We start from the raw sequence: 20,755 nt of genomic DNA, 5'->3' as shown, positions 1-20,755 counted from the left end.
GTCTCAGCCCATGACCGCGAGGGAGTGCTCCCCGAGTCGCACGAGATGCCCCTGCACCGCGAGCAGCTGGTGCTCCGAGGCGTCGGAGGTCCACACCACGCGACCGTCGGCCAGCCCGACCCCGACCTGGCGACCCCCCGTGCCGGTGTCCACCTGCAGCAGCGCGACTCGACCGTCGGTGAACGCCTGTGTCACGGTGTGCGGTGCCGGCGCGTCCTCGTCGTCTGCGCGCTCGAGGGTCCAGCGCTCCGTCCCGGAACGCGCGTCCAGTCCCGCGAGCCCCGCCATCGTGGCGACCACCACCGTGTCCTTCGTCGCGACGAGGACCTCGTCCGGCATTCCGACGACGTCCGCCACCCACTCCTGTCGCCCGGACTCGTCGAGAGCCACGAGGCCGTCGTCGGTGGTGCTGAACCAGAGCCGGGAGCGCCCGTCGGTCGCAGCGGGCGGGAGCAGGATGCCGGGCGCCTCCCAGTCGACCGACCCGTCCGCGGCGAGCACTGCCGATCGCAGCGGACCGCCGGACATGCCGTGCAGTCCGGTCCACCCACCGAGGGCCGGCCCACCGGACGGGTCGCGTACGAGGCGACCACCGACGAGCGCGGCCCCGTCGATCGGGTCGTCAGGTGCGTCCAGCCGCACCCCGTCCTCGCTGAAGGTCGCCGTCACGCCGCATCCCTGGACGACGACGACGCCGACGCCGCCGTAGGCCGTCACCTGGTCCAGGTCGAGACTGCCGGTCTCGGGCGCACCGCCCTCCCAGGACTCGGTATCGAAGGAGACGCACGAGTACGGGTCCTCCGGGTCGCGGTCGGCCGCGACCGTCTCGTGCCACCGGAGATCTCCCGACGCGACGTCCTGGACCGCGACCACTGCGTCGCCCGGCTCGCCCTGCGCCCCCACGCCGGAGGCCTCGGCCTCCAACAGCACCTCGGTGCCCTGCAGCTCCGGCTCGGGCCCGACACGGCCGGTCCACAGCAGGCTGCCACGAGGCCCGGGGACGGCGCGCAGCCATCGCACGTCGGCAAGACCGCCGACGTCGCCGCCGGTCGCCCCGGGGCCCGCTGCCTCGTCGAACGCGCGCTCGTGGATCGGGGACCCGTCGGCCGCGAGGATCGTGACGGCACCCGCGGAGGACCCCTCCGTGCCCCCGTCGCCGGACGCACCGACCACGGGAGCACCGGGCAGGCACACGAGCCGACCCTCCGGGTCGGCGGGGGCCGAGGAGTACCGGAGCACCCCGGACCCGCACGTCGTCGGGCCGCCGAACGTGCGGCGCCACGACTCGGTGCCCGACTCCAGGTCGTACCCGACGACGACGTCCCCCTCGCTCAGGACGAGCGCGCCCGTGCCGAACGAGAACGAGTCCGTGCTGAGGTCGATGTCGCGCTCCCACGCGACCCGCGGCTCGTGCGCCGTGGAGAAGACCCCGCCCGCCGCGTCGGCGAGCCGGGCACGGTCCGCGCGCGAGGACACGACGTCGACCGCCACCATGCCGGCCAGGACCAGCGCCGCGGCCGCTGCGCCCGCGACCACCACGCGACGACGACGTCGTCGGGTGGCGGGGTCGAGCCGGCCCGCGGGTGGATCCGTGGTGCCCGGTGTCGCACCGACGGAACCCTCGCCGGCCGGAGCGGTCCCCACGTCGAGGTCCTCGACGAGCTCGAACGTGTGGCGGTCGGGATCGGCCGCGCGGCGTCGCAGTGGCACCCGGCGATCCTACGGGTCCGGTCAGGCGACCCCGAGGTAGGCCTCCTTGATGCTCGCGTCGGCGAGCAGCTCACGACCGCCGCCCGTGCGCACGATCTCGCCGGTCTCCAGGACGTACGCGCGGTCGGACCGCGACAGCGCCTGCTGCGCGTTCTGCTCGACGAGCAGCACCGTGGTCCCCTGGGCGTTGATCTCCGCGATGATCCGGAAGATCTGCTGGATCACCATGGGCGCAAGCCCCATCGACGGCTCGTCGAGCAGGAGCAGCCGCGGGCGAGCCATGAGTGCGCGACCGATCGCGAGCATCTGCTGCTCGCCGCCGGACATGGTCCCGCCCGTCTGCGTGCGCCGCTCCGCGAGCCGGGGGAACAGGTCGAAGACCCGGTCCACGGTCTCCCGGTGCTCCGCCTTGGAGGCGAACTTGCGCGCGTACGCCCCCATCTCGAGGTTCTCCATGACGGTCATGCCCGGGAAGATCCCGCGTCCCTCCGGAGCCTGCACGATGCCCTCGAGCACGCGCAGGTGCGCCTTCATCCGGGTGATGTCGACCCCGTCGAACAGGATCGCGCCCTTGCTGACCGGCCGGATGCCGGAGATCGCGCGCATCGTGGTCGTCTTCCCGGCACCGTTCGCGCCGATGAGGGTGACGAGCTCGCCCTCGTCGACCGTGATCGAGATGCCGTGCACGGCCTCGATGCGCCCGTAGGCGATGGTGGTGTCGACCAGCTCAAGCAGGGGCATCGGTGGTCTCCTCGGACTCGGGCGCGTCGGGGACGCCGAGGTACGCCGCGATCACCTTCGGGTCGTTCGTGACCTCGTCCGGCGTGCCCTCGGCGATCACGCGGCCGAACTCCAGCACGACGATACGGTCGGTCACGCCCCGCACGAGGCGCATGTCGTGCTCGATGAGCAGGACGGTGTACCCGTCGTCGCGGATGTGGCGGATGAGTCCCATGAGGGACTCCTTCTCCGCCGGGTTGAACCCCGCTGCCGGCTCGTCCAGGCACAGCAGCTTGGGCTCGGTCGCGAGCGCCCGCGCGATCTCCAGGCGCCGCTGGTCGCCGTAGGACAGGTTCCGCGCCTTCTCCGTGGCTCGTCCCCCCACGCCGACGAACTCGAGCAGCGCCATCGCGCGGTCGATCGCGTCCCGTTCCTCGCGCCGGTGCCGCGAGGTGCGGAACAGCGCCCCCGGGACCGAGGTCCGGTGGCGGGCGTCCGTGCCGACGACGACGTTCTCGAGCGCGGTCATCTCGTTGAAGAGCCGGATGTTCTGGAAGGTCCGCGCGATCCCGCGCTGCGTGATGCTGAACCTCTTGGCCTTGCCGAGCGACGCGCCGTCGAACATCACCGTGCCCGAGGTGGGCCGGTAGACGCCGGTCATGGCGTTGAACGCCGTCGTCTTGCCGGCGCCGTTCGGGCCGATCAGCCCGAGGATCTCGCCGCGCCGGATGTCGAACGTGACGTCGTCGAGCGCCACGAGCCCACCGAACCGCACCGTGACGCCCTGCATCTGCAGGAGCGGCTCGCCCATCCGGGCGTGCACCGCCCGGTCGGGTGCGACCAACGCGTCGACGAGCTGGGGGTCCGCGAGCTCGGGCCGGACCTCCTCGACGTCGATCAGCGCCGGTTCGTCGACGTCCGCACCCGGGAGATAGTGGTCGGCCGCTTCCGAGTCCGCGCGACCGGACGCCGCGAGGTGCTCGTCGCCGTGCTCGGAGCCCGCGCCGATGCCGCCCGGGTCGTGGGTGCTCATGAGGACTCCTTGCCGCTCGTGGTGGCCGCCGCCTCGGTGCGCCCCGGAGCCCGGCCCGCCGCGCGCGCGGCCGACCTGCGGGCCGCGACGTAGAGCTCGCGACCGTAGGTCAGGAGCTTCTGACGGGCCGGGATGATCCCCTGCGGCCGGAAGATCATGAGCACGACGAGCGCGATGCCGAAGAACAGGTACTTGTAGCTCGCGATCTCGTCACCGTCGATCGGGATGCCGAACAGCGTCTGGCGTCCCAGGAAGAAGTTCGGCACGTAGACGACGATGAACGCGCCCAGGATGACGCCGAGCTTGTTGCCCTGCCCGCCGAGGACCACGGCGCACAGGAACAGCACCGAGTTGATGATGTTGAAGTTCGTCGGGATGACGAACTGGACCTGCCCGGCATAGAGCGCGCCCGCCGCACCGCCGATCGACGCGCCGATGATGAACGCCCACAGCTTGAAGCGGAACGTGGGGACGCCCATGATCTCGGCGGCGTCCTCGTCCTCGCGGATCGCGACCCACGCGCGCCCGACACGGGACCGCTCGAGGTTCCCGACGAACAGCAGCGTGACGACGATGAACACGAGACTGACCCAGTACCACCAGACGCCCGAGTTGACCGCGCCGCTCGCGTTGCCGGCCGAGAAGACGCCGCTCGGCAGGTCCTCCGTGACGCCCGCACGCGGGTACGCCACGCCGCGCAGGCCCTGGCCGCCGCCCGTGAGCTCGTCGAGGTTGTCCGCGAGCAGGCGCACGATCTCGCCGAACCCGAGCGTGACGATCGCGAGGTAGTCCCCGCGCAGGCGCAGGGTGGGCGAGCCGAGGATCAGGCCGGAGATCGCGGTGATCGCGACCGCCACCGGCAGGGCGGCGAGCCACGCCCACTCGCGCGACAGCCACATGCCGTCGCCGGTCTGGTTCCACGGGCTGTCCGGGCTCGTGAGGATCGCGACCGTGTAGGCGCCGATCGCGTAGAAGCCGACGTAGCCCAGGTCGAGCAGCCCCGCCTGGCCGACGACGACGTTGAGACCGATCGCGATGAGCGCGATCATGCCGAACTGCGCCATCACGCCGCCGAAGTCCGTGCCCTGCGTGGTGAGCACGGGGATGTTCAGCAGCGGCACGGCCGCCATGAAGAGCAGGAAGGGGACGCCGACCAGCCACTGGGTGGGGCGTGCGAGAGCGTCCCACCACAGGCGGAACCGGTCCCCGACGCCGCCGTGCGGGCGGTCCTTGGTCGCGGTACGCCCGGCGGGCGGCAGGGACGGGGGCGTCGCGGGTGTCGTGGTGCTCATGCGCGTGCCCTCCCGAGAGACTCGCCGAGGATGCCCGTGGGGCGGAACATCAGGACGACGATCAGCAGGACGAACGCGACGACGTCGCGCCACTCCGTGCCGAACACGACCTGCCCGTAGTTCTCCATGACGCCGAGCAGCAGACCACCGAGCAGCGCGCCGCGCAGGTTGCCGATCCCGCCGAGGACGGCGGCGGAGAACGCCTTGATCCCGAGCACGAACCCGCCGGAGTAGATGATCCCGTTCGGCACGCGGAGCGTGTAGAGCAGCGCCGCCGCGCCGGCGAGGATCCCGCCGATGAGGAACGTGAGCATGATGACCCGCTCGCGCGAGACGCCCATGAGCGTCGCGGTCACCGGGTCCTGCGCGACGGCGCGGATCCCGCGCCCGAACGGGGACCGGTTGACGAACAGGTCGACGGCGACGGCGAGCACGAGCGCAGACCCGATGATCACCAGGGTCACGTTCGTGACCGGCGCGCCGAAGATGCTGAACTGCACCTCGGGCTGCACGAGCCGGATCGGCTGCTGCGCGTTGACGCCACCCAGGGTGCCGCCGGTGAGCCGCGGCAGGACGAAGTGCACGAACTCCTGCAGCACGAACGACATGCCGATCGCGGTGATGAGGAACACGAGCGACGGTGCGTTGCGCCGTCGCAGCGGGCGGTACGCCACGCGTTCGAGCCCGACGGCGGCGCCGCCCGCGACGGCCATGCCGCCGAGCATCGCGATGCCGAGGTAGAGCACGGTGAGGAGGATCCCCTTGTCGTACGCGTTCCCGCTCGGGGAGAAGCCGAGGAGCATGAGGGTCGCGTACTGCCCGAACATCCCGAGCATGAAGACCTCGGAGTGGGCGAAGTTGATGAGCCGCAGCACGCCGTAGACGAGCGTGTAGCCGACGGCGACGAGCGCGTAGATCGCGCCGTACGTGAGGCCCTCGACGGTCAGGCCCCAGAAGTTGCGGCCGAGGCCGGCGATGTTGAAGTCGATGAGCGACTGGTGGACGAGAGGTCCGGCGGTCGCGCTGGTCAGCAGCGCGTCGGCAAGAGCGGGCATGACGCTCCTCGCGGTGGGTACAGGATCGTGTCGGGTCGTGGCCACGACGAGCGCCCCGCCGCAGGTGGTGCTCCGGGTCTGCCGGAGCGGCGCGGCGGGGCGCTCGTCGTCAGGGTGCTACTCGACCTCGTAGATCCAGATGAGCGCCGACGTGAGCTCGCCGGTGTCGTCCCACTCGTACTGCCGGGCCAGGCCCTCGCCCGAGTAGTCCTTCACGTAGTCGATCAGACCGGCGCGGTCGCTCACGCCGGAGGCGATCCCGGTGAGCATGATCGTCGCCAGGTCGTAGCCCTCGGTCGAGTACACGCCCGGGGCCTGCCCGTTCGCGTCCTCGTACGTGGCGGCGAAGTCCTCGGGCGCCGGACCGCACGGGCAGGAGAGGATCGCGCCCTGCGACGACGAGCCCGCCTGGGACACGAACTGCGGGTCGTTGACGCCGTCCGCAGAGACGAACGGCAGGTCGACACCGCCGTCGCGCAGACCCTGGACGAACGGCGCGGCCTCCGCGTAGTAGCCGGAGTAGAACACCGCGTCGGCCTCGGAGCCGCTGATGATCTGGACGGCCGCGGAGAAGTCCTTGTCGCCCGTCTTGACCTCGGGGGCGCAGTCGGCGTTCGCGGCGTCGCCCAGCCCGGACGTGATCTGCTCGGCGAGGCCGATGCCGTAGTCCGAGTTGTCGGCGACGACGCACACGCTCGTGTAGCCCAGCGTCTCGGTCATGTACTTGGCGACGGACGGACCCTGCACGGCGTCGTTCGCGAGACCGCGGAAGAAGTTCGTCCAGCCGTTGCCGGTGAGGTCGGGGTTGGTCGCCGAGGCGGTGAGCGAGAGGAGACCGGCCTGGTTGAACACGTCGCCCGTGGCGGCGGTCTCACCCGAGAACGCCGGGCCGAGGAGGCCGATGACGGCGTCGTCGCTGACGATCTGCGGTGCGACCTGGGTCGCCTTCTGCGGGTCGCCCTCGGTGTCGAACGGCTTGAGCTCGACCTGGCAGCCCGCGTTGGCCTCGTTGAAGGCGTCGACGGCGAGCTGGGCGCCGTACTGGATGTTGAGGCCGAGCGCGGCGTTCGGTCCGGTGAACGCACCGGCCACCGCGATCGCGGTGCCCTCTGCGCACTCCGCGCTGCCGTCGCCCGCCGGGTCGACGGGCTCCCCCGCCTCGGCCGCCGGGACCTCGGCCCCGTCGATGTCGATCTGGACCGAGGGGACGATCATGAGGTCGCCCGACTCGGACTCTCCCTCCGAGGTCGATTCCTCCGTGCTGTCGTCTCCACCCTGGGACTGAGGTCCGCAGGCGGCGAGGACCAGGGTCGCCGCGAGGAGCAGCGCCGCACCCCCGCTCGCCCGACGTGCTGTGCGATACATGCCTACCTCCGTGGTCCGGACCGCCGTGGGAGGAGTCGCGCTCCTGCGGACGATCGCCGATCTCAACACTGAATGGCGTGCTGAATAGTGACACAGGTCACGGATGGTGGAAACCCGGTCAAGGTGTCGGCCGCGCCGGGATCCGCACGTGCGACGCGGCCCCCGGGGCGCCGAGACCCCAGCAGGTGGGCGCCTTCCGCGATCCTCGTTGCGCCGAAGGTAGGGCTGCGACGTTTCTCAGGACCGCACGAGTTGTTACCGACCCGTAACGCCACCGGCTCGTGGGCGCCGGGCTACCGTGTGGCGATGAGCGTCGCGTCGAGAGTCCTGCACACCCGCTGGCTCGTCCGTGCCCCTATCGGCCTGTACCGCGCGGGCCTCGGCTTCCTCCTCGGGAGCAGGCTCCTGCTGCTCGAGCACCGCGGTCGCGTCAGCGGGCGGCTGCGCTCGGTGGTGCTCGAGGTCGTCCACCGGCCGGCACCGGACCGGTTCGTGGTCATGGCGGGCCTCGGCCCGCGGTCGCAGTGGTACCGCAACGTGCTCGCCGACCCGCGCACGGTCGTCTCGGCGGGCACCCGGCGCCGGGTGCAGGCCCTCGCCCACCCCCTGCCGCCCGACGACGTCGTCCGCCTCCTCACCGACTACGCCGCGGGCAACCGGCGCGCCTGGGAGGCCCTGGCGCCCGTGCTGCGCGAGTGGGCCGAACCGCTCGCGGCGCAGACCGGGGAGAGCGACTGGCGCCGCGTGGTCCCGGGCGTCGAGCTCACCCTGCTCGACGCCCTCAGCTCGACACGTCGGCCGTCGTGAAGCGAGCCCAGGCGAGCGAGCCGAACACCAGCAGCCACGCGGCCTGGACGGCGAGTCCCTGCACGAGCACACCCGGATCCGGCTCCAGCCGCAGGAACTCGGCGAAGTCCAGCCAGTGGTGGGTGAGCAGCCCGCCGTGGATCGCGGAGAGCTGCGGGAGCTGGTCGAGCACGCCGGACACGATCGCGACGACGACGGTCGCGGCCATCGCACCGACCGGCACCTCGGTGAGGGTGGAGAAGAAGAGCCCGACGGCTACCAGGCCGGTCATCGACAGTCCGACGTAGACGACGACGGCAGCGACGCGCAGCAGCCCGTCACCGACGGAGACCGTGGTGCCGGACAGCAGCGTGACGTCTCCGACGCCGAAGAGCGCTGCCCCGGCGACGAGCCCGGTGAGAGCGACCGCCAGCACCGCGCACGCGGCGAACACCAGCGCCCCGATCGCCTTCGAGACCAGCAGTCGCCCACGCCCGACGGGCACGACCAGCAGGTAGCGCAGCGTCCCGGCGGACGCCTCACCGGCGATCGCGTCGCCGGACGCGATCCCGATGCACAGCGGCAGCAGGAACGGCAGGCACAGGAACAACGACGCGATCACGAGGAAGAGACCGTTCCCGGTCACCCGGCCGATGAATCCGGGCCCCTGGCCCGCGAACGCGCCGCTCTGCGTCACGTACAGCACGACGCCGAGCAGCAGCGGCACGAGCGCGAGCCCGATCAGCAGCACGACGTTCCGTCGTCTCCCCAGGACGAGACGGAGCTCGGCGCGCACGGTGCGGGCGAAGGCGCCGCGGCGGCGCGCGGGCTCCGCGGGCGCGGGCAGCGGCGCGTGGGAGTCAGCGGGCGACATCGAATCCCTCCCCGGTGAGCTGCACGAAGACCTGCTCGAGCGTCGGGCGGCGGACCTCGAACCCGAGCAGGTCGAGGCCCGCGTGGACGAGGGCGGCGGACACCCGCCCGGGTGGCACCTCGAGGGCTGCGTCGCCGCTCGACGGGCCCACGGTGTCGGACCGGGCGCGCACGCGCCCGTCCACGACCTGCACGTCACCCAGCCCCGACCGGGCGACGACGCCCGCGGCTGCCGCGAGCTGGTCGGCGGGCACGGTCACGACGATCTCGACTCCGTCGGCCGCCGCGAGCTCGTCGCGCGGACCTTGCACGAGCAGTCGTCCGCGGCTCATGATCCCGACGTGCGTGCACACCTGCTCGATCTCGGCGAGCAGATGGGACGAGAGGAGCACGGTCGCGCCCGTGTCGGCCAGCTCGCGGACGAGGTGGCGGACCTCGCGCGTGCCCTGCGGGTCGAGACCGTTGGTCGGCTCGTCCAGCACGAGCAGGTCCCGCGGGCGCAGCAGCGCCGCGGCGAGGCCGAGGCGCTGCTTCATGCCGAGCGAGTACTGCCGGTAGGGCTTGGCGGCGGCGGCCGCGAGCCCGACCCGCTCGAGCGCGTCGTCCGCCCGACGGCGCAGGGTGCGCGGGTCGGAGGTGACGTCGTGGGCGTCGAGCCGGACGAGGTTGGCGCGTCCGGAGAGGTAGGGCTGGAACGCCGGGCCCTCGACCAGCGCGCCGACACGCGGCAGGACCTGCGGTGCGGCGTCGGGCATCGGTTCCCCGAGCAGCCACGCCGCTCCCGCCGTGGGCCGGACGAGGCCGAGCAGCATGCGGATCGTCGTGGTCTTGCCGGAGCCGTTGGGACCCAGGAACCCGTACACGGCACCCTGCGGGACCTCCAGCCCGATCCCGTCCACGGCGACCTGCCCGCTGCGGAACCGCTTGGTCAGACCGTCGTGCGCACCGCGAGCGGGACGCTCACCCGGCCCGGTCGATCAGGACGTCGGCCGGCACGGCGCCGGCGAGGACTCGTCCGTCGTCCGTCACCAGCACGGAGAGCAGCGCCGAGCTGAGCAGCCGGCCCTGCGGGACCTCGGTGGTGAGCTGCTCGTAGAGCGTCGACGCGTCGAGCTCCGGCACCGGACCGCTGCCGTCCTGCGGGACGAACTCCTCGTACAGGTCCTGCGCGCCCTGCGACTCGAGACGCTCCTGGACGCCGGGCGGCAGGTCGGCGACCGACGACGGGTCGGCGGCCAGCAGATCGACGACGTCGACGCCCGCCGTCTCCACGACGGTGTCCCACCCGGTCCCGGTGACGGTCGTCCCCGGGGGCAGCGCGCCGTCCCCGGCGCCGGCCGCCTCCGCGTCGGCGAGCTCCTCGGGTGTCGGCTCGGGGGGCAGGGGGACGACGACGTCGCGCTCGCTCGCTCCGGGGGGCGCGGAGAACTCGAGCGCCGTGTCCGACGGCGGGGCGAAGGTCACGTCGGTGAAGCCCAGTTCGAGCGCGGGCACGTCGGCGTCGTCGCGGGACCACACCTGCACGCGCAGCGGGGTCGACGTCTCGGAGTCCACGGAGACGACCACCCGGGCGACCAGGGTGGTCTCGCTCGTCGGTGTCACGACGACCGGGTAGGCGTCACGACCGGCGACCGTGGTGGGCGCCCCGACCGCGACGGTCGCGTCCTGCCGGGCGAGGTCGAGCACCTGCTGCGCGGCCTCCTGCGGCGTGGGCAGATCGCCCGCCACGTCGGGCGCGCGGCCCGCGCTCGCGTCCTGCGCGAGCTCGTCGTAGCGTGCCCGGTCGGCGGGGTCGAGCGTGTAGTGCACGACCGCGTCGTCCTCGCTCGAGTACGTCCAGGCCTCGGGCCCGTCCGCGACGACGGAGTACTCCGACGTCGCGCCGAGCAGCGCGACGCGCGAGCGGTCCTGTCCGTCGGTCCAGACCCGCATCGTGGACGACCCGCCGAGCAGGTTGATCGGGTCGGCGCCGCTGACGTCGGACAGCGGGATCTCCGGGAGCCCGAGGCGTGCGGTGTAGACGGCGGTGCCGGAGAGCGCCTGCGGCTCCGCGTCGGCGACGCGTGCGACGAGCTCCGCGGCCGTGACGTCGGGGGCGTCGGACGAGCTGGCCGTCGCGATCAGCGCTGGTGTGCCGAACGCGGCCGCGACCGCCACCGCGGCGATGCCGGGGACCGCCCACCGGGCACGGGACGAGTGGACGCGGCGGGCGGGAGCGCCGGTCGCCGCGGGTGCGTTGTCATCGCTCATGCCCCCACCGTCGCACGCGGGCGCTGAGGGGATCCTGAGAGCGCCCGAGGCACGCGGACGTCGTCAGGTGCCATGCTCACGGGGTGCGCGTACTCGTGGTGGACGACGAACGAGGCCTCGTGGCCGCGCTCCGCCGCGGCCTGACCGCCGAGGGCTTCACGGTGGACGTCGCCCTCGACGGCGAGGAGGGCCTCGCCCGCGCGCTCGACGTGGACTACGACGTGGTCGTGCTGGACGTCATGCTGCCGCGGCGCAACGGCTACGACGTGGTGACCGCGATGCGGGAGCAGGACGTGTGGACGCCGGTCCTGATGCTCAGCGCCAAGGACGGCGCGCACGACGTCGCGGACGGTCTCGACGTCGGGGCGGACGACTACCTGACCAAGCCGTTCGCGTTCGTCGTGCTCGTGGCCCGGCTGCGCGCGCTGGTCCGTCGCCCCGCCTCGACCCGGCCGGCCGTCGCGGAGGTGGGGAACGTGCGGCTCGACCCCGCGTCCCGGCGCGTCGCGCGGGCAGGTGAGGAGGTCGCGCTCACCACCCGCGAGGTGGCGCTGCTGGAGTACCTGATGCGGAACGCGGATCGCGTCGTCGGCAAGATCGAGCTGCTCGACCACGTGTGGGGCGGGGAGCGGGAGGACCTCAACGTCGTCGAGGTCTACGTCGGGTACCTGCGCCGCAAGCTCGGTCGCGACGTGGTGGAGACCGTGCGTGGCGCCGGGTACCGGATGAACGGATGACGAGCCGGTCGCCGCGGCGCCCGGCCCGCCGGACCACGTCCGTGCGGTGGCGGTTGACCGCGCTGGCGTCGGCGGTCGTCGCCGTGGCCCTCGTGCTCGGGGCCGTCGCGCTGACGTGGGTGCTGCAGGCGAGCCGCGTCGCGGCGCTCGACGCCGTGGTGCGCGAGCGTGCGACGACGGTCGCGACGCTCGCGGAGGCAGATCGGCTCCCGAGCACGCTGCCCGTCGTCGAGCCCGGTGAGATCGTCCAGCTCCTGGATGCCGACGGCGGCGTCGTCGCGTCGTCCTCGAACGCCAGCCGCACCCTGCCGCTCCTCGGCGGCGACGAGCTCACGGCGTCCTCCCCGGACACCGGGGGCGCGACCCGGATCATGACCACGACCACCAGCGGGTACGACGACGCGGCGCGCGTCGCCGTGCACCCGACCACCCTGCGGGGTGCTCCCGCCACCGTCGTCGCGAGCGTCCCGCTGACCGAGCTCGAGGGCGTGGTGCGCGCGCTGCGGGTGGGTCTGCTCGCCGTCGTCCCGCTGCTCACCCTCGCCGTGGGCGCGGTGGTCTGGTTCATCCTGGGTCGCGCGCTACGGCCCGTCGAGGCCCTGCGCCGCGGCGCCGCACAGGTGGCGCGCGCGGGCGGCCCCGGGTCGCTGCCGGTCCCCGCCGCGGACGACGAGATCGGTGCGCTGGCCCGCACGCTCAACGACATGCTCGACCGCCTCGAGACGGGCGCCGCCCGTCAGCGGTCGTTCGTCGCGGACGCGGCGCACGAGCTGCGTTCACCCGTCGCGGCGCTGCGTGCGACGGTCGAGGTGGCCCAGGCGCACCCCGGCAGCACCACGCCGGACGAGCTCGCCGGGGAGCTGCTGTCCGAGGTGCTGCGGCTGCAGGCGCTGGTCGACGACCTGCTGGTGCTCGCGCGCGTGGGGGCGGGCCCGGCCGCGAGCGACCGGGTAGAGCTGGGCCCCGTGGCAGCCGCGGTGCTGGCCGGGGTCCGGCCGGTCGCCGACCGGCGCGACGTGGCGGTGGAGCTCGGGGGTGCGGGAGCGGCGACAGGGGACCCGGCGGCGCTGGGACGCGTGCTGCGCAACCTGCTCGACAACGCCGTCCGGCACGCGTCGCGCCGGGCGGTCGTGACGGTGGGCGAGGGCCGGGTCACGGTCGACGACGACGGCGCAGGCCTCGACCCCGAGATGCGCGAGGCCGTGTTCGAGCGCTTCGTACGACTCGACGAGGCCCGCGAACGGGACGTCGGTGGCAGCGGCCTGGGCCTCGCCATCGCCCGGGAGCTGACCCGCGAGATGGGCGGGGACGTGCACCTCGGGGCGTCGCCGCTCGGCGGGGTGCGGGCGGTCGTCGAGCTGCCGCTGCTGGATGCGGGTGACCCCGCCGCCGGCACAGCTCACTCTGCCGGTCCCGCTCCTCCTGTCACCGGCTGACTGCGCGACGCTCCCGGACGGCCCGCTCGGCGTCCTCGATCGCGAGGTCCGCGTTGACCTGCGCGCCCACCCCGACGCCCTCGCCGCTCGAGACCGACACCATCGCCATGAGGTTCGACGCGTTGCCGGCCGCCCACACGCCGTCGACGGCGGTCCGGCCGCCCGGTTCGGTGGGGATCAGCGCCCCGAAGGGCTGCTCCGACATCGTGCCCCCGAGCGCGGTGTAGAGCTCGGGCCGCGAGCGGAAGCGCGGTGCGACGACGAGCGCGTCGACAGACCTGCGGGTGCCGTCGAGAACGACCGTCAGACCGTCGTCGGACCCCACGACCTCCCGCACCTCGCCCTCGACGACCTGCACGTCGAGCGCGGCGAGCTGCTCCCACGCCGCGTCGTCGAGGTCGTCCGCGGTGTGCCGGAACAGCGTCACGTCCTGCGAGAGCTGGCGAAAGAGCAGCACCTGGTGGAGCGCGGCCGGCGACGTGGCGAGGACGCCGACCCGCAGCCCCCGCACCTCGTAGCCGTGGCAGTACGGGCAGTGCAGGACCCGGTGGCCCCAGTGCTCGCGCAGGCCGGGGACGTCCGGGAGCTCGTCGACGAGGCCGGTCGCGAGCACCAGCCGACGCGACCGGAGGGTGGTCCCGTCGGCCAGGTCGACCTCGAACCGTCCGTCCGCGCGGCGCGCGTCCACCGCGGTGCCGTCGACGAGCACGACGCCGTAGCCCTCCGCCTCGCGGCGACCCGCGGCGACGATCTCGCGCGGCGGCCTGCCCTCCTGGCCCAGCACGTTGTGCGCACCGGCGGCCGGAGCGTTGCGGGGCTCTCCGGCGTCGACCACCACGACGGACCGCAGCGAGCGGGCGAGCGCGGTGGCGGCGCCGAGACCGGCGGGACCGCCCCCGACGACGACGACGTCGACGTCACGGGGCACGGGGTGCGAGGTGGACGATGGGGTCACGATGTTCCTCTCGATGTCGGGTCGGGGTCTCGGGGTGTCGAGGGTGTCGTCAGGCACGGCGAGCCGCCCACACGGTGCGGCTCGCGCGGAGCTCGAGGTCGCGGCGGTGCAGCACGGAGTCCGGCCCGTCGCCGAGCAGGAGGTCGAGCGTCGCGCGGTCGTCGGCGGCCAGGTCGTCCGCGGTCCGCGACCTGACGTGCGTCAGGAACAGGTGGGCGAGCCTGGCGAGCGTCGAGGGGTCCGCGGTCGTGACGGCGAAGCTCTCGCACCCGACGACGTCGTACCCGTGGGCCTCGAGCGTGTCCGTCCAGTCGGGGTGCGGGTCCATGCCACCGGTGTCGACCGCGTCGTGCAGCCGGTCCTCGAGGCCCGGACGACCGTGCCCGACGTCGTGCGGCAGGTACGTCGGGGGCGCGTCCATCTCGACGAGGACGAGGAGCCCGTCGGGCGCCAGCCGGTCGCGGATCTCGTCCAGCAGCCGGACCGGGTCGGCGACGTGGTGCAGCGCGAGCGCGGACCAGACGAGGTCGGGTGCCGCGAGGTCCACCGGCCAGCCCTGGTCGAGGTCGGCCTCGAGCGGGACCACCCTGTCCCCCAGCGCGACGGTCGCGGAGCGGAGCCGGTCGAGCATCGCGGGCGCGGCGTCCACGGACGTGATCCGCGCCGCGGGAAAGCGGCGCGCGAGGGCGAGGGTGCCCGTCCCGGTCCCGGCACCGAGGTCGACCACGTCGCGGACCGTAGCGGGCGCGTGCTCGGCCGCCCAGCCGGTGAGCTCGTCGAGGAGCGGTCCGGCGACGAGCGCGTCGAGGTCGAGCATGTCGGCCATGTGCTGGTCGTCGGGTTGGCCCTGCCCGTGACCGTGCTCGTGGGCGTGCTGGTGGGCGTGCTGGTGGGTGTGCTGGTGGGCGGGGTGCTGTGCCATGTCTCCACGATAGGCGAACCTTGCGCCGTGGACATACACTCTTGCGCATGACGCAAGAAGAAGATCTGGACGCGTTGGTCCGGCAACGCATCCGAGCGCTGCGCCGGTCCCACGGCTGGTCGCTCGATGCGCTCGCCGCGCGCTGCTTCCTCAGCCCGTCGAGCCTCAGCAGGATCGAGACGGGCGGACGCCGCATCGCCCTCGACCAGCTGGTGCCCATCGCGCGCGCGCTCGGCACGACCCTCGACCAGCTCGTCGAGCCGGTCGAGGACGGGGACGTCGTCATCCGGCCCGAGCCCGAGCACTCCCCCGGCGTCACGACGTGGCTGCTCTCGCGGGAACGAGCGCTCCAGGGCGTCACCGTCGCGAAGATGCGGATCACGCCCGAGCGACCGGAGCCCGACGCGCCTCAGGTGCACCCGGGCCACGAGTGGTTCTGGGTGCTCTCGGGCACCGTCCGGCTCCGGCTGGGCGAGCGCGAGGTGCTGGTCCACGAGGGCCAGGCGGCAGAGTTCTCGACGATGGTCCCCCACGTCGTCGCGGCACACGGTGGTCCCGTCGAGGTCCTGACGATCTTCGACCAGGAAGGCGAGCGCGCGCACCTTCGCGGACCGACCGACTGAACTTCTCCTGGTCTGCGGACGAGCTGTCAATTCACCGTGGTCAAGTCGGCGCCGACCCTGTACCGTTGTGCGCGAGATTGCAGTGCCTCGCTTGTCCTCGCGCTGAGGTGACACCCTCGGGTGAAGCCCCGGCGGACCTTGTTACCCAAGAGTTGACGACGAACACCGTGATGTACGCTCCCGCGACCGTGGGGGGTGAAGGTTGACACTCAAGGAGTAACAATGGCTCTCGGAACCGTGAAGTGGTTCAACAGCGAGAAGGGCTACGGCTTCATCGCCCCCGAGGACGGCTCGGCCGACGTGTTCGCGCACTACAGCGCGATCCAGTCGCAGGGCTTCCGCACCCTCGAGGAGAACCAGCGCGTCGAGTTCGACGTCACGCAGGGCCCCAAGGGCCCGCAGGCGGAGAACATCCGCGCGGTCTGATCTCGTCGCGGCCCACGGGCTGCGTCACCTGATCTGACGAGTGCCCCCCGACCTCCGGGTCGGGGGGCACTCGTGCGTCCGGAACCGGTCCGTCCCCCGACCACCGACGGAACACCCCGTGCGGCACGCTCGTTGACGGGTCGGAGGGCTTGCACGCCCCCCGTCGACGTCGAACCGGAAGGTGCACCATGGGATTCCTCGACAGGCTGCTCGGGCGCGAACCGCAGGACCGGTCCCCGGTGTACGGCACCCCACCGCCGGTGGGCGGTCCCGGACCGGGCTCGGCCGACGACGCCGCGATCGAGCGCTACCGCTACCTGCTGCGGACCGCTCCACCGGAAGCCGTCGAGCGGGCGCACGCCGAGGCGTTCGCACGGCTGACGCCCGAGCAGCGCCGGAGCGTGCTCTCGGAGCTCGCGCACGCCGTCCCCCCGGAGGAGCGAGCCCCGACCGACGGGCCGCAGGACCTCGCCCGCATGGCGACGCGCGCCGAGGTGCGCAGGCCCGGGACGCTCGAGCGGACGTTCGCGGACGCGCCCACCGGCGCCGGTCCCGCCGGCCCGGGCACGGCGCCCGGTCTCGGCGCCATGTTCGGCACGAGCATGCTCGGGACGGTCGCCGGCGTCGTGGTCGGCAGCACCGTGGCCTCGATGCTGTTCGGTCCGACGTTCGGCGACATGTCGCAGCCGCTCGCCGAGGGCGGCCCGGACGACGGGGGCGCCGCCGCGGGCGGTGCTGACGGCGGCAGCGCCCCGGACGGCGGGTTCGGCGGGTTCGACGACGGCGGTCTCGGCGGGTTCGACGGCTTCTGAATCCCGGCCTGCGGCGGCGGTCGAGGCTACGTGGAGCCGACCTGCGCGGCACCCGCGAGCCGGGACCGGTCGCGCTGCGGTCCGCCGAGGGCGAGGAAGGCCCCGAGGTCCTCGAGCGCCTGGGGCGAGCCCGGCAGGTGATCGGTCAGGTGCGCCGACCGCACGACGACGGCGGACCACTGCGCGCGCGAGATCGCCACGTTGATGCGCCGGCGCGACAGGAGGAACCCCAGCCCGCGTGACGCCTCGCGGGCCGAGGACGCGGCGAGCGTGACGATGACAACGACCGCCTCGCGGCCCTGGAACCGGTCGACCGTCCCGACCTCGACGTCCGGGTAGCCGGCGGCGGCGAGCGCGCTGCGGACCGCCCAGACCTGGGCGTTGTAGGCCGCGACGACGAGCAGGTCGCCCTGGTCGAGCGGTCGCGTGGCGGGCGCGCCGTCGGGCACCGTCCACGGGCGCCCGAGGAAGCGGGACACCTGGCGCACCACCTCGTCGGCCTCCTCGGTCGAGCGGACCGCGTTCCCGGTGTGCTCGACGAGCACCTGCTCGACGCCCGCACGCACCCCGCCGAGCTCGCGGGCTCCCGCGACCGGGTGCGCGTCGAGCCGGTCCTCGTAGGACAGCCCGGAGATGGCGGCGGCGAGACGCGGGTGCAGCCGGCGTGTCTGCGGCAGGAAGTAGCCGAGCCTGCCGGGCAGGACGCCGTGCTCGTCGGCGAGCCACGCGAGCGCGGAGCGGTCGACGGGCTCGGGGTGGATGCCGCGGCTCACCTGCGGAAGCTGCTGCGGGTCACCGAGCAGCAGCAGCCGCCGCGCGGACCGCGCGACGGCGACGGTGCTCGCGAGGGAGAACTGCCCGGCCTCGTCGACCACGAGGAGGTCGAGCGCGGCGTCGGGCATCCGCTCGGACGCGAAGTCCCACGCGGTCCCCCCGACGACGCGCGCGCCCGGTCCGGCGGCGAACGCCGCGAGCCGGACACCGTCGAGCTCCTCGCACACCGACGTGCGCGACGGCCCGTCGGCGGCGCGCTTCTTCGCGACGAGGTGGGCCGGTACGCCGGCCTTCTCCACCACGGCGCGCAGCATGTTCTCCACGACCGCGTGCGACTGCGCGACGACACCGACGCGCCAGCCCTGGTCCACGAGCCGTGCGACGACGTGCGACCCGACGTACGTCTTGCCCGTCCCGGGCGGTCCCTGCACGGCGAGGTACGAGTCGTCCAGCCGTTCGACCGCCCGGGTGATCGTGCCGACGAGGTCGTCGACGTCGACGGGCGGCAGCGCGTCCCCGTCGAGGAGTCGCGGCGGCGTACGACGCAGGAGGTCGGTGGACGCGTCGCGGGGCAGCCTCCCCGTGCCGCACCACGACTCGAGCGCGCCTCGCGCGACCGCCTCGGCGGCGGCCCCGAGGGTCGCGGTGCTCGGCCCGGGAGACGGGGTGAGCGCCATCGGCAGCATCGGGTACGGGTCCGCGCCGGTCGGCAGCTGCTCGCGCACGAGCAGGACGTCGCGATCGCCGCCGGGGGTGCTCCGGCGGCCTGCCTCGAGGATCAGCGCCCCCGTGCACCACCCCCGCACCCCGTCCTCGGACGTCCGTGCGCACGCCGGCAGCGGCCGGTCGTACAGCAGGAACGGCGCGACCCCGGCGCGCAGGTCCGTCCCCTCGGGCAGCCGCCCGACGAGCTCGACGCGCCGCGACCATGTCCGCCGCCCGTCCTCGACCTCCCACTCCCGCACGACCGCGGCCTCCTCGACGCGGAACGCGTTGCGCCGCCCCGTCCACTCCTCGACGGGCAGCGAGAGCCGCGCGAAGTGCTCGTGCCAGAACGGCTTCGCCTCGCGCCCGAAGTACCCGGCAGCCGCCCCGTACAGAGCGAGCGCCTGCGCCCGGTCGTCCCGCGCCCCCCGCTCTTCCCCCACGACGTCCCGGATCTCGGCCTCCAGCACCGCAGCGCCCGAGGGCACCCGCTCAGCCGCACTTCCGTCCCGAGCGGGAGCGGCACGCTCGGACGGAGCGGGGTCTAAGGAGGATGCGACCGCACGGAGATCCGACCCACCAGACACCGCCCACCGCAACCACTCGAGCAACCGCCACGTCGACACGCAGTCGTACCGGTTGTAGTCCCCGATCCCGCGCAGCAGCTCGTCCGCCTCGTCGTCGCGCCCGGCGTCACGCAGCGCGGTGTACTGCGCGTACGCGACGATCGAGGCCGCCCCGTCCTTGACGTCCCCGGTGCGCAGCTCGTCGCCCATGTAGAGCGGCTCGAGCTTCTTGATGGACCGCGACCTGTCGGAGATCCGCAGCGCCCGCCGCACGACGGCGTACAGGTCGACGAGGACGCCGTCGCGCAGCAGGTCGTCGACCTCGTCCTCGTAGACCCCGTGCCGGGCCGCGATGGACAGCAGGTGCGTCTTCTCGTAGGGCGCGTAGTGGTAGACGTGCAGGTCGGGGTGCTCCCGGCGCCGCGCGTTCACGTGGTCGACGAATGCGACGAGCGCGTCCCGCTCGGCGGCGAGGTCGTGCGCCCAGAGCGCGTGGAACGGCGGCTCGCCGTCGGACGCGTCCTGCTCCGGCGGTCGTTCGACCCACCCGAACAGGTAGTCGATGCCCCACGCGGTCCCGTCGGCGTCTGCCCACAACGGGTCGCCCTCGAAGTCGAAGAACAGGTCACCGGGACTCGGAGCGGGCAGCGCGTGGACGGGCGTCGCGTCGTCGATGCGCCACGAGAGCCGGTGCGTCCCGCTGGGGCCGGACCACGTGACGGTCCCGTCGACGGGACCGGTGCCGAGCTGGAGCGCGGCCTGGTCGCGCACGCGGCGGAACGCCGATCCGGACATGCCGCGAGGGGGGTCGGTCGCGGTGGCGAGCTCGTCGATCGTCGTGATCCCACCGGCGCGCAGCGCGGTGCGCTGGTTCTCGTAGACGCCGCCGACGAGCAGCACGTCGCGGCGCGCCTCGATCTGCTCGACGCACGCCTCGCACCGCCCGCACGAGCGGATGCCGGGGTGGTCCCACGGTGCGGGCGCGTCCCGCGCGACGTGCTGGTCGACGAGCGTGCGCAGGCGATCGCGCCGGTCCCGGTAGACGGGCAGGAGGTCGGCGAGGCGGTGCGTGGTGCGGGCACCGGTCCCGAGGACGAGGCTCACCTCGTCGGCCACCGGCACGCCCGCGCCGACGAGCTGGTCCGCGTACGCGGCGGCCTGCAGCAGCGCCGGGACCTTGGCGCGGCGCGCGAGCCTGGCCTCCACGACCGCATAGGCCGCCATCCCGTCGCCGCCCGCCGCAGCGTCCGCGTCGTCGGAGCGGACGAGGAAGTCGGCCCGCCCGTAGAAGGTGCCGTCGAACAGCACGCCCTGGTGCACGACGTCGGCCCCGCCCTCGAGCGCCGCGAGGGTCTGCGCGTGCGCGGTGACCAGCTCCTCCCGGCCGAGGTGGCGCGGCGCCTCGATCCGGGCCACGCCCTGGCCCGTCGTCCGGTCGTGGTGCCCGTACCGGCGCACGTACTGCGCGAGCACGACCTGCTCGTGCCGCTCCCCGAGCGACCCTGCCCGCTCGAGCATCGGGTCGGCGACGGGCTCGCGCGACGGTGCACGACCCAGCCTCGCGTCGAGGCCGGCCAGGAGGCGGTACTCGCACCCCGCGGCGACGACGAGGTCGGTCGCGGAGTGCACGACGACGCGGGCCCGGGCACCGGGCGCTCGGCCGGGCTCCCGTCCGGGCCCACGGCCGGTCTGGTCGTCCAGGAGGAACATGCTGC

General features: G+C 73.6%; 18 protein-coding genes. 6 read left to right on the top strand and 12 right to left on the bottom strand.

Annotation, left to right across the window (positions count from 1 at the left end; translation table 11 throughout):
* Positions 1 to 3 precede the first annotated feature (3 nt).
* From IF651_RS05785 to IF651_RS05760, 6 genes are all read right to left on the bottom strand, one after another.
* Entirely contained in the window at positions 4 to 1,710 is a 1,707-nt protein-coding gene (locus tag IF651_RS05785) for an outer membrane protein assembly factor BamB family protein (protein WP_191828137.1), read from the bottom strand.
* Between the two features lie 21 nt (positions 1,711 to 1,731).
* Positions 1,732 to 2,451: an ABC transporter ATP-binding protein gene (locus tag IF651_RS05780; RefSeq protein ID WP_191828136.1), complete on the bottom strand. Its 720-nt coding sequence runs from the start codon at positions 2,449 to 2,451 to the stop codon at positions 1,732 to 1,734.
* Positions 2,438 to 3,463: an ABC transporter ATP-binding protein gene (locus tag IF651_RS05775; RefSeq protein WP_191828135.1), complete on the bottom strand. Its 1,026-nt coding sequence runs from the start codon at positions 3,461 to 3,463 to the stop codon at positions 2,438 to 2,440. Before IF651_RS05775 ends, IF651_RS05780 begins: the two co-directional genes overlap by 14 nt.
* Complete coding sequence (locus IF651_RS05770; RefSeq protein ID WP_191828134.1) at positions 3,460 to 4,755, bottom strand: branched-chain amino acid ABC transporter permease; 1,296 nt, start codon at positions 4,753 to 4,755, stop codon at positions 3,460 to 3,462. The genes IF651_RS05775 and IF651_RS05770 overlap by 4 nt, the downstream gene beginning before the upstream one ends.
* A complete protein-coding gene (locus IF651_RS05765) occupies positions 4,752 to 5,810 on the bottom strand; it encodes a branched-chain amino acid ABC transporter permease (protein WP_191828133.1) in 1,059 nt (352 codons plus the stop codon). The genes IF651_RS05770 and IF651_RS05765 overlap by 4 nt, the downstream gene beginning before the upstream one ends.
* 117 nt (positions 5,811 to 5,927) lie before the next feature.
* Positions 5,928 to 7,175, bottom strand: coding sequence for a branched-chain amino acid ABC transporter substrate-binding protein (locus IF651_RS05760; RefSeq protein ID WP_191828132.1), 1,248 nt, complete (start codon positions 7,173 to 7,175; stop codon positions 5,928 to 5,930).
* Between the two features lie 306 nt (positions 7,176 to 7,481).
* Here IF651_RS05760 and IF651_RS05755 point away from each other — a divergent pair, with 306 nt between their 5' ends.
* Positions 7,482 to 7,982: a nitroreductase family deazaflavin-dependent oxidoreductase gene (locus IF651_RS05755; protein WP_191828131.1), complete on the top strand. Its 501-nt coding sequence runs from the start codon at positions 7,482 to 7,484 to the stop codon at positions 7,980 to 7,982.
* Here IF651_RS05755 and IF651_RS05750 read toward each other — a convergent pair.
* The 3 genes from IF651_RS05750 to IF651_RS05740 are packed head-to-tail and all read right to left on the bottom strand — an operon-like array spanning position 7,957 to position 11,084.
* Entirely contained in the window at positions 7,957 to 8,835 is an 879-nt protein-coding gene (locus IF651_RS05750; RefSeq protein WP_191828130.1) for an ABC transporter permease, read from the bottom strand. The two genes, IF651_RS05755 and IF651_RS05750, sit on opposite strands and share 26 nt — an antisense overlap.
* Complete coding sequence (locus IF651_RS05745) at positions 8,822 to 9,766, bottom strand: ABC transporter ATP-binding protein (RefSeq protein ID WP_191828243.1); 945 nt, start codon at positions 9,764 to 9,766, stop codon at positions 8,822 to 8,824. The genes IF651_RS05750 and IF651_RS05745 overlap by 14 nt, the downstream gene beginning before the upstream one ends.
* Positions 9,767 to 9,794: 28 nt before the next feature.
* Complete coding sequence (locus IF651_RS05740) at positions 9,795 to 11,084, bottom strand: LolA family protein (protein ID WP_191828129.1); 1,290 nt, start codon at positions 11,082 to 11,084, stop codon at positions 9,795 to 9,797.
* A gap of 83 nt (positions 11,085 to 11,167) precedes the next feature.
* Here IF651_RS05740 and IF651_RS05735 point away from each other — a divergent pair, with 83 nt between their 5' ends.
* On the top strand, positions 11,168 to 11,821 hold the full coding sequence (locus IF651_RS05735; protein WP_191828128.1) for a response regulator: 654 nt from the start codon (positions 11,168 to 11,170) through the stop codon (positions 11,819 to 11,821).
* On the top strand, positions 11,818 to 13,257 hold the full coding sequence (locus tag IF651_RS05730) for a sensor histidine kinase (protein WP_191828127.1): 1,440 nt from the start codon (positions 11,818 to 11,820) through the stop codon (positions 13,255 to 13,257). Before IF651_RS05735 ends, IF651_RS05730 begins: the two co-directional genes overlap by 4 nt.
* On the opposite strand, the gene IF651_RS05725 is transcribed toward IF651_RS05730, so the two are convergent.
* Positions 13,247 to 14,212 carry an NAD(P)/FAD-dependent oxidoreductase gene (locus tag IF651_RS05725; RefSeq protein WP_338403796.1) on the bottom strand — a complete coding sequence of 322 codons (966 nt, stop codon included), beginning with the start codon at positions 14,210 to 14,212 and terminating at the stop codon, positions 13,247 to 13,249. The genes IF651_RS05730 and IF651_RS05725 overlap by 11 nt on opposite strands.
* Before the next feature lie 49 nt (positions 14,213 to 14,261).
* The gene (locus IF651_RS05720; RefSeq protein WP_191828126.1) at positions 14,262 to 15,134 is read right to left on the bottom strand and encodes a class I SAM-dependent methyltransferase; all 873 of its coding nucleotides are present in this window, start codon (positions 15,132 to 15,134) and stop codon (positions 14,262 to 14,264) included.
* A gap of 47 nt (positions 15,135 to 15,181) precedes the next feature.
* Between IF651_RS05720 and IF651_RS05715 the strand changes: the two genes are divergently transcribed.
* The 3 genes from IF651_RS05715 to IF651_RS05705 all read left to right on the top strand — a co-directional run bounded on the left by IF651_RS05715 (position 15,182) and on the right by IF651_RS05705 (position 16,995).
* On the top strand, positions 15,182 to 15,757 hold the full coding sequence (locus IF651_RS05715; RefSeq protein ID WP_191828125.1) for a helix-turn-helix domain-containing protein: 576 nt from the start codon (positions 15,182 to 15,184) through the stop codon (positions 15,755 to 15,757).
* A 222-nt stretch (positions 15,758 to 15,979) separates the two neighbouring features.
* Positions 15,980 to 16,183, top strand: a complete 204-nt coding sequence (gene cspE / locus IF651_RS05710; RefSeq protein ID WP_191610887.1) for a transcription antiterminator/RNA stability regulator CspE — start codon at positions 15,980 to 15,982, stop codon at positions 16,181 to 16,183.
* A gap of 188 nt (positions 16,184 to 16,371) precedes the next feature.
* Positions 16,372 to 16,995 carry a hypothetical protein gene (locus IF651_RS05705; RefSeq protein ID WP_191828124.1) on the top strand — a complete coding sequence of 208 codons (624 nt, stop codon included), beginning with the start codon at positions 16,372 to 16,374 and terminating at the stop codon, positions 16,993 to 16,995.
* Positions 16,996 to 17,021: 26 nt separating this feature from the next.
* On the opposite strand, the gene IF651_RS05700 is transcribed toward IF651_RS05705, so the two are convergent.
* Entirely contained in the window at positions 17,022 to 20,750 is a 3,729-nt protein-coding gene (locus IF651_RS05700; RefSeq protein ID WP_191828123.1) for a TM0106 family RecB-like putative nuclease, read from the bottom strand.
* Positions 20,751 to 20,755 lie beyond the last annotated feature (5 nt).

Origin of the sequence: Cellulosimicrobium arenosum (genome assembly GCF_014837295.1) — a bacterium.
Classification (GTDB): Bacteria; Actinomycetota; Actinomycetes; order Actinomycetales; family Cellulomonadaceae; genus Cellulosimicrobium; species Cellulosimicrobium arenosum.
This window is presented reverse-complemented; position numbering and strand designations above follow the sequence as displayed.

Bases quoted from the DNA above. Each gene is read 5' to 3' on its own strand.
- IF651_RS05780 (WP_191828136.1), bottom strand. From the start codon at position 2,451: ATGCCCCTGCTTGAGCTGGTCGACACCACCATCGCCTACGGGCGCATC.
- IF651_RS05775 (WP_191828135.1), bottom strand. From the start codon at position 3,463: ATGAGCACCCACGACCCGGGCGGCATCGGCGCGGGCTCCGAGCACGGC.
- IF651_RS05770 (WP_191828134.1), bottom strand. From the start codon at position 4,755: ATGAGCACCACGACACCCGCGACGCCCCCGTCCCTGCCGCCCGCCGGG.
- IF651_RS05765 (WP_191828133.1), bottom strand. From the start codon at position 5,810: ATGCCCGCTCTTGCCGACGCGCTGCTGACCAGCGCGACCGCCGGACCT.
- IF651_RS05760 (WP_191828132.1), bottom strand. From the start codon at position 7,175: ATGTATCGCACAGCACGTCGGGCGAGCGGGGGTGCGGCGCTGCTCCTC.
- IF651_RS05755 (WP_191828131.1), top strand. From the start codon at position 7,482: ATGAGCGTCGCGTCGAGAGTCCTGCACACCCGCTGGCTCGTCCGTGCC.
- IF651_RS05750 (WP_191828130.1), bottom strand. From the start codon at position 8,835: ATGTCGCCCGCTGACTCCCACGCGCCGCTGCCCGCGCCCGCGGAGCCC.
- IF651_RS05740 (WP_191828129.1), bottom strand. From the start codon at position 11,084: ATGAGCGATGACAACGCACCCGCGGCGACCGGCGCTCCCGCCCGCCGC.
- IF651_RS05730 (WP_191828127.1), top strand. From the start codon at position 11,818: ATGACGAGCCGGTCGCCGCGGCGCCCGGCCCGCCGGACCACGTCCGTG.
- IF651_RS05720 (WP_191828126.1), bottom strand. From the start codon at position 15,134: ATGGCACAGCACCCCGCCCACCAGCACACCCACCAGCACGCCCACCAG.
- IF651_RS05715 (WP_191828125.1), top strand. From the start codon at position 15,182: ATGACGCAAGAAGAAGATCTGGACGCGTTGGTCCGGCAACGCATCCGA.
- cspE (WP_191610887.1), top strand. From the start codon at position 15,980: ATGGCTCTCGGAACCGTGAAGTGGTTCAACAGCGAGAAGGGCTACGGC.
- IF651_RS05705 (WP_191828124.1), top strand. From the start codon at position 16,372: ATGGGATTCCTCGACAGGCTGCTCGGGCGCGAACCGCAGGACCGGTCC.
- IF651_RS05700 (WP_191828123.1), bottom strand. From the start codon at position 20,750: ATGTTCCTCCTGGACGACCAGACCGGCCGTGGGCCCGGACGGGAGCCC.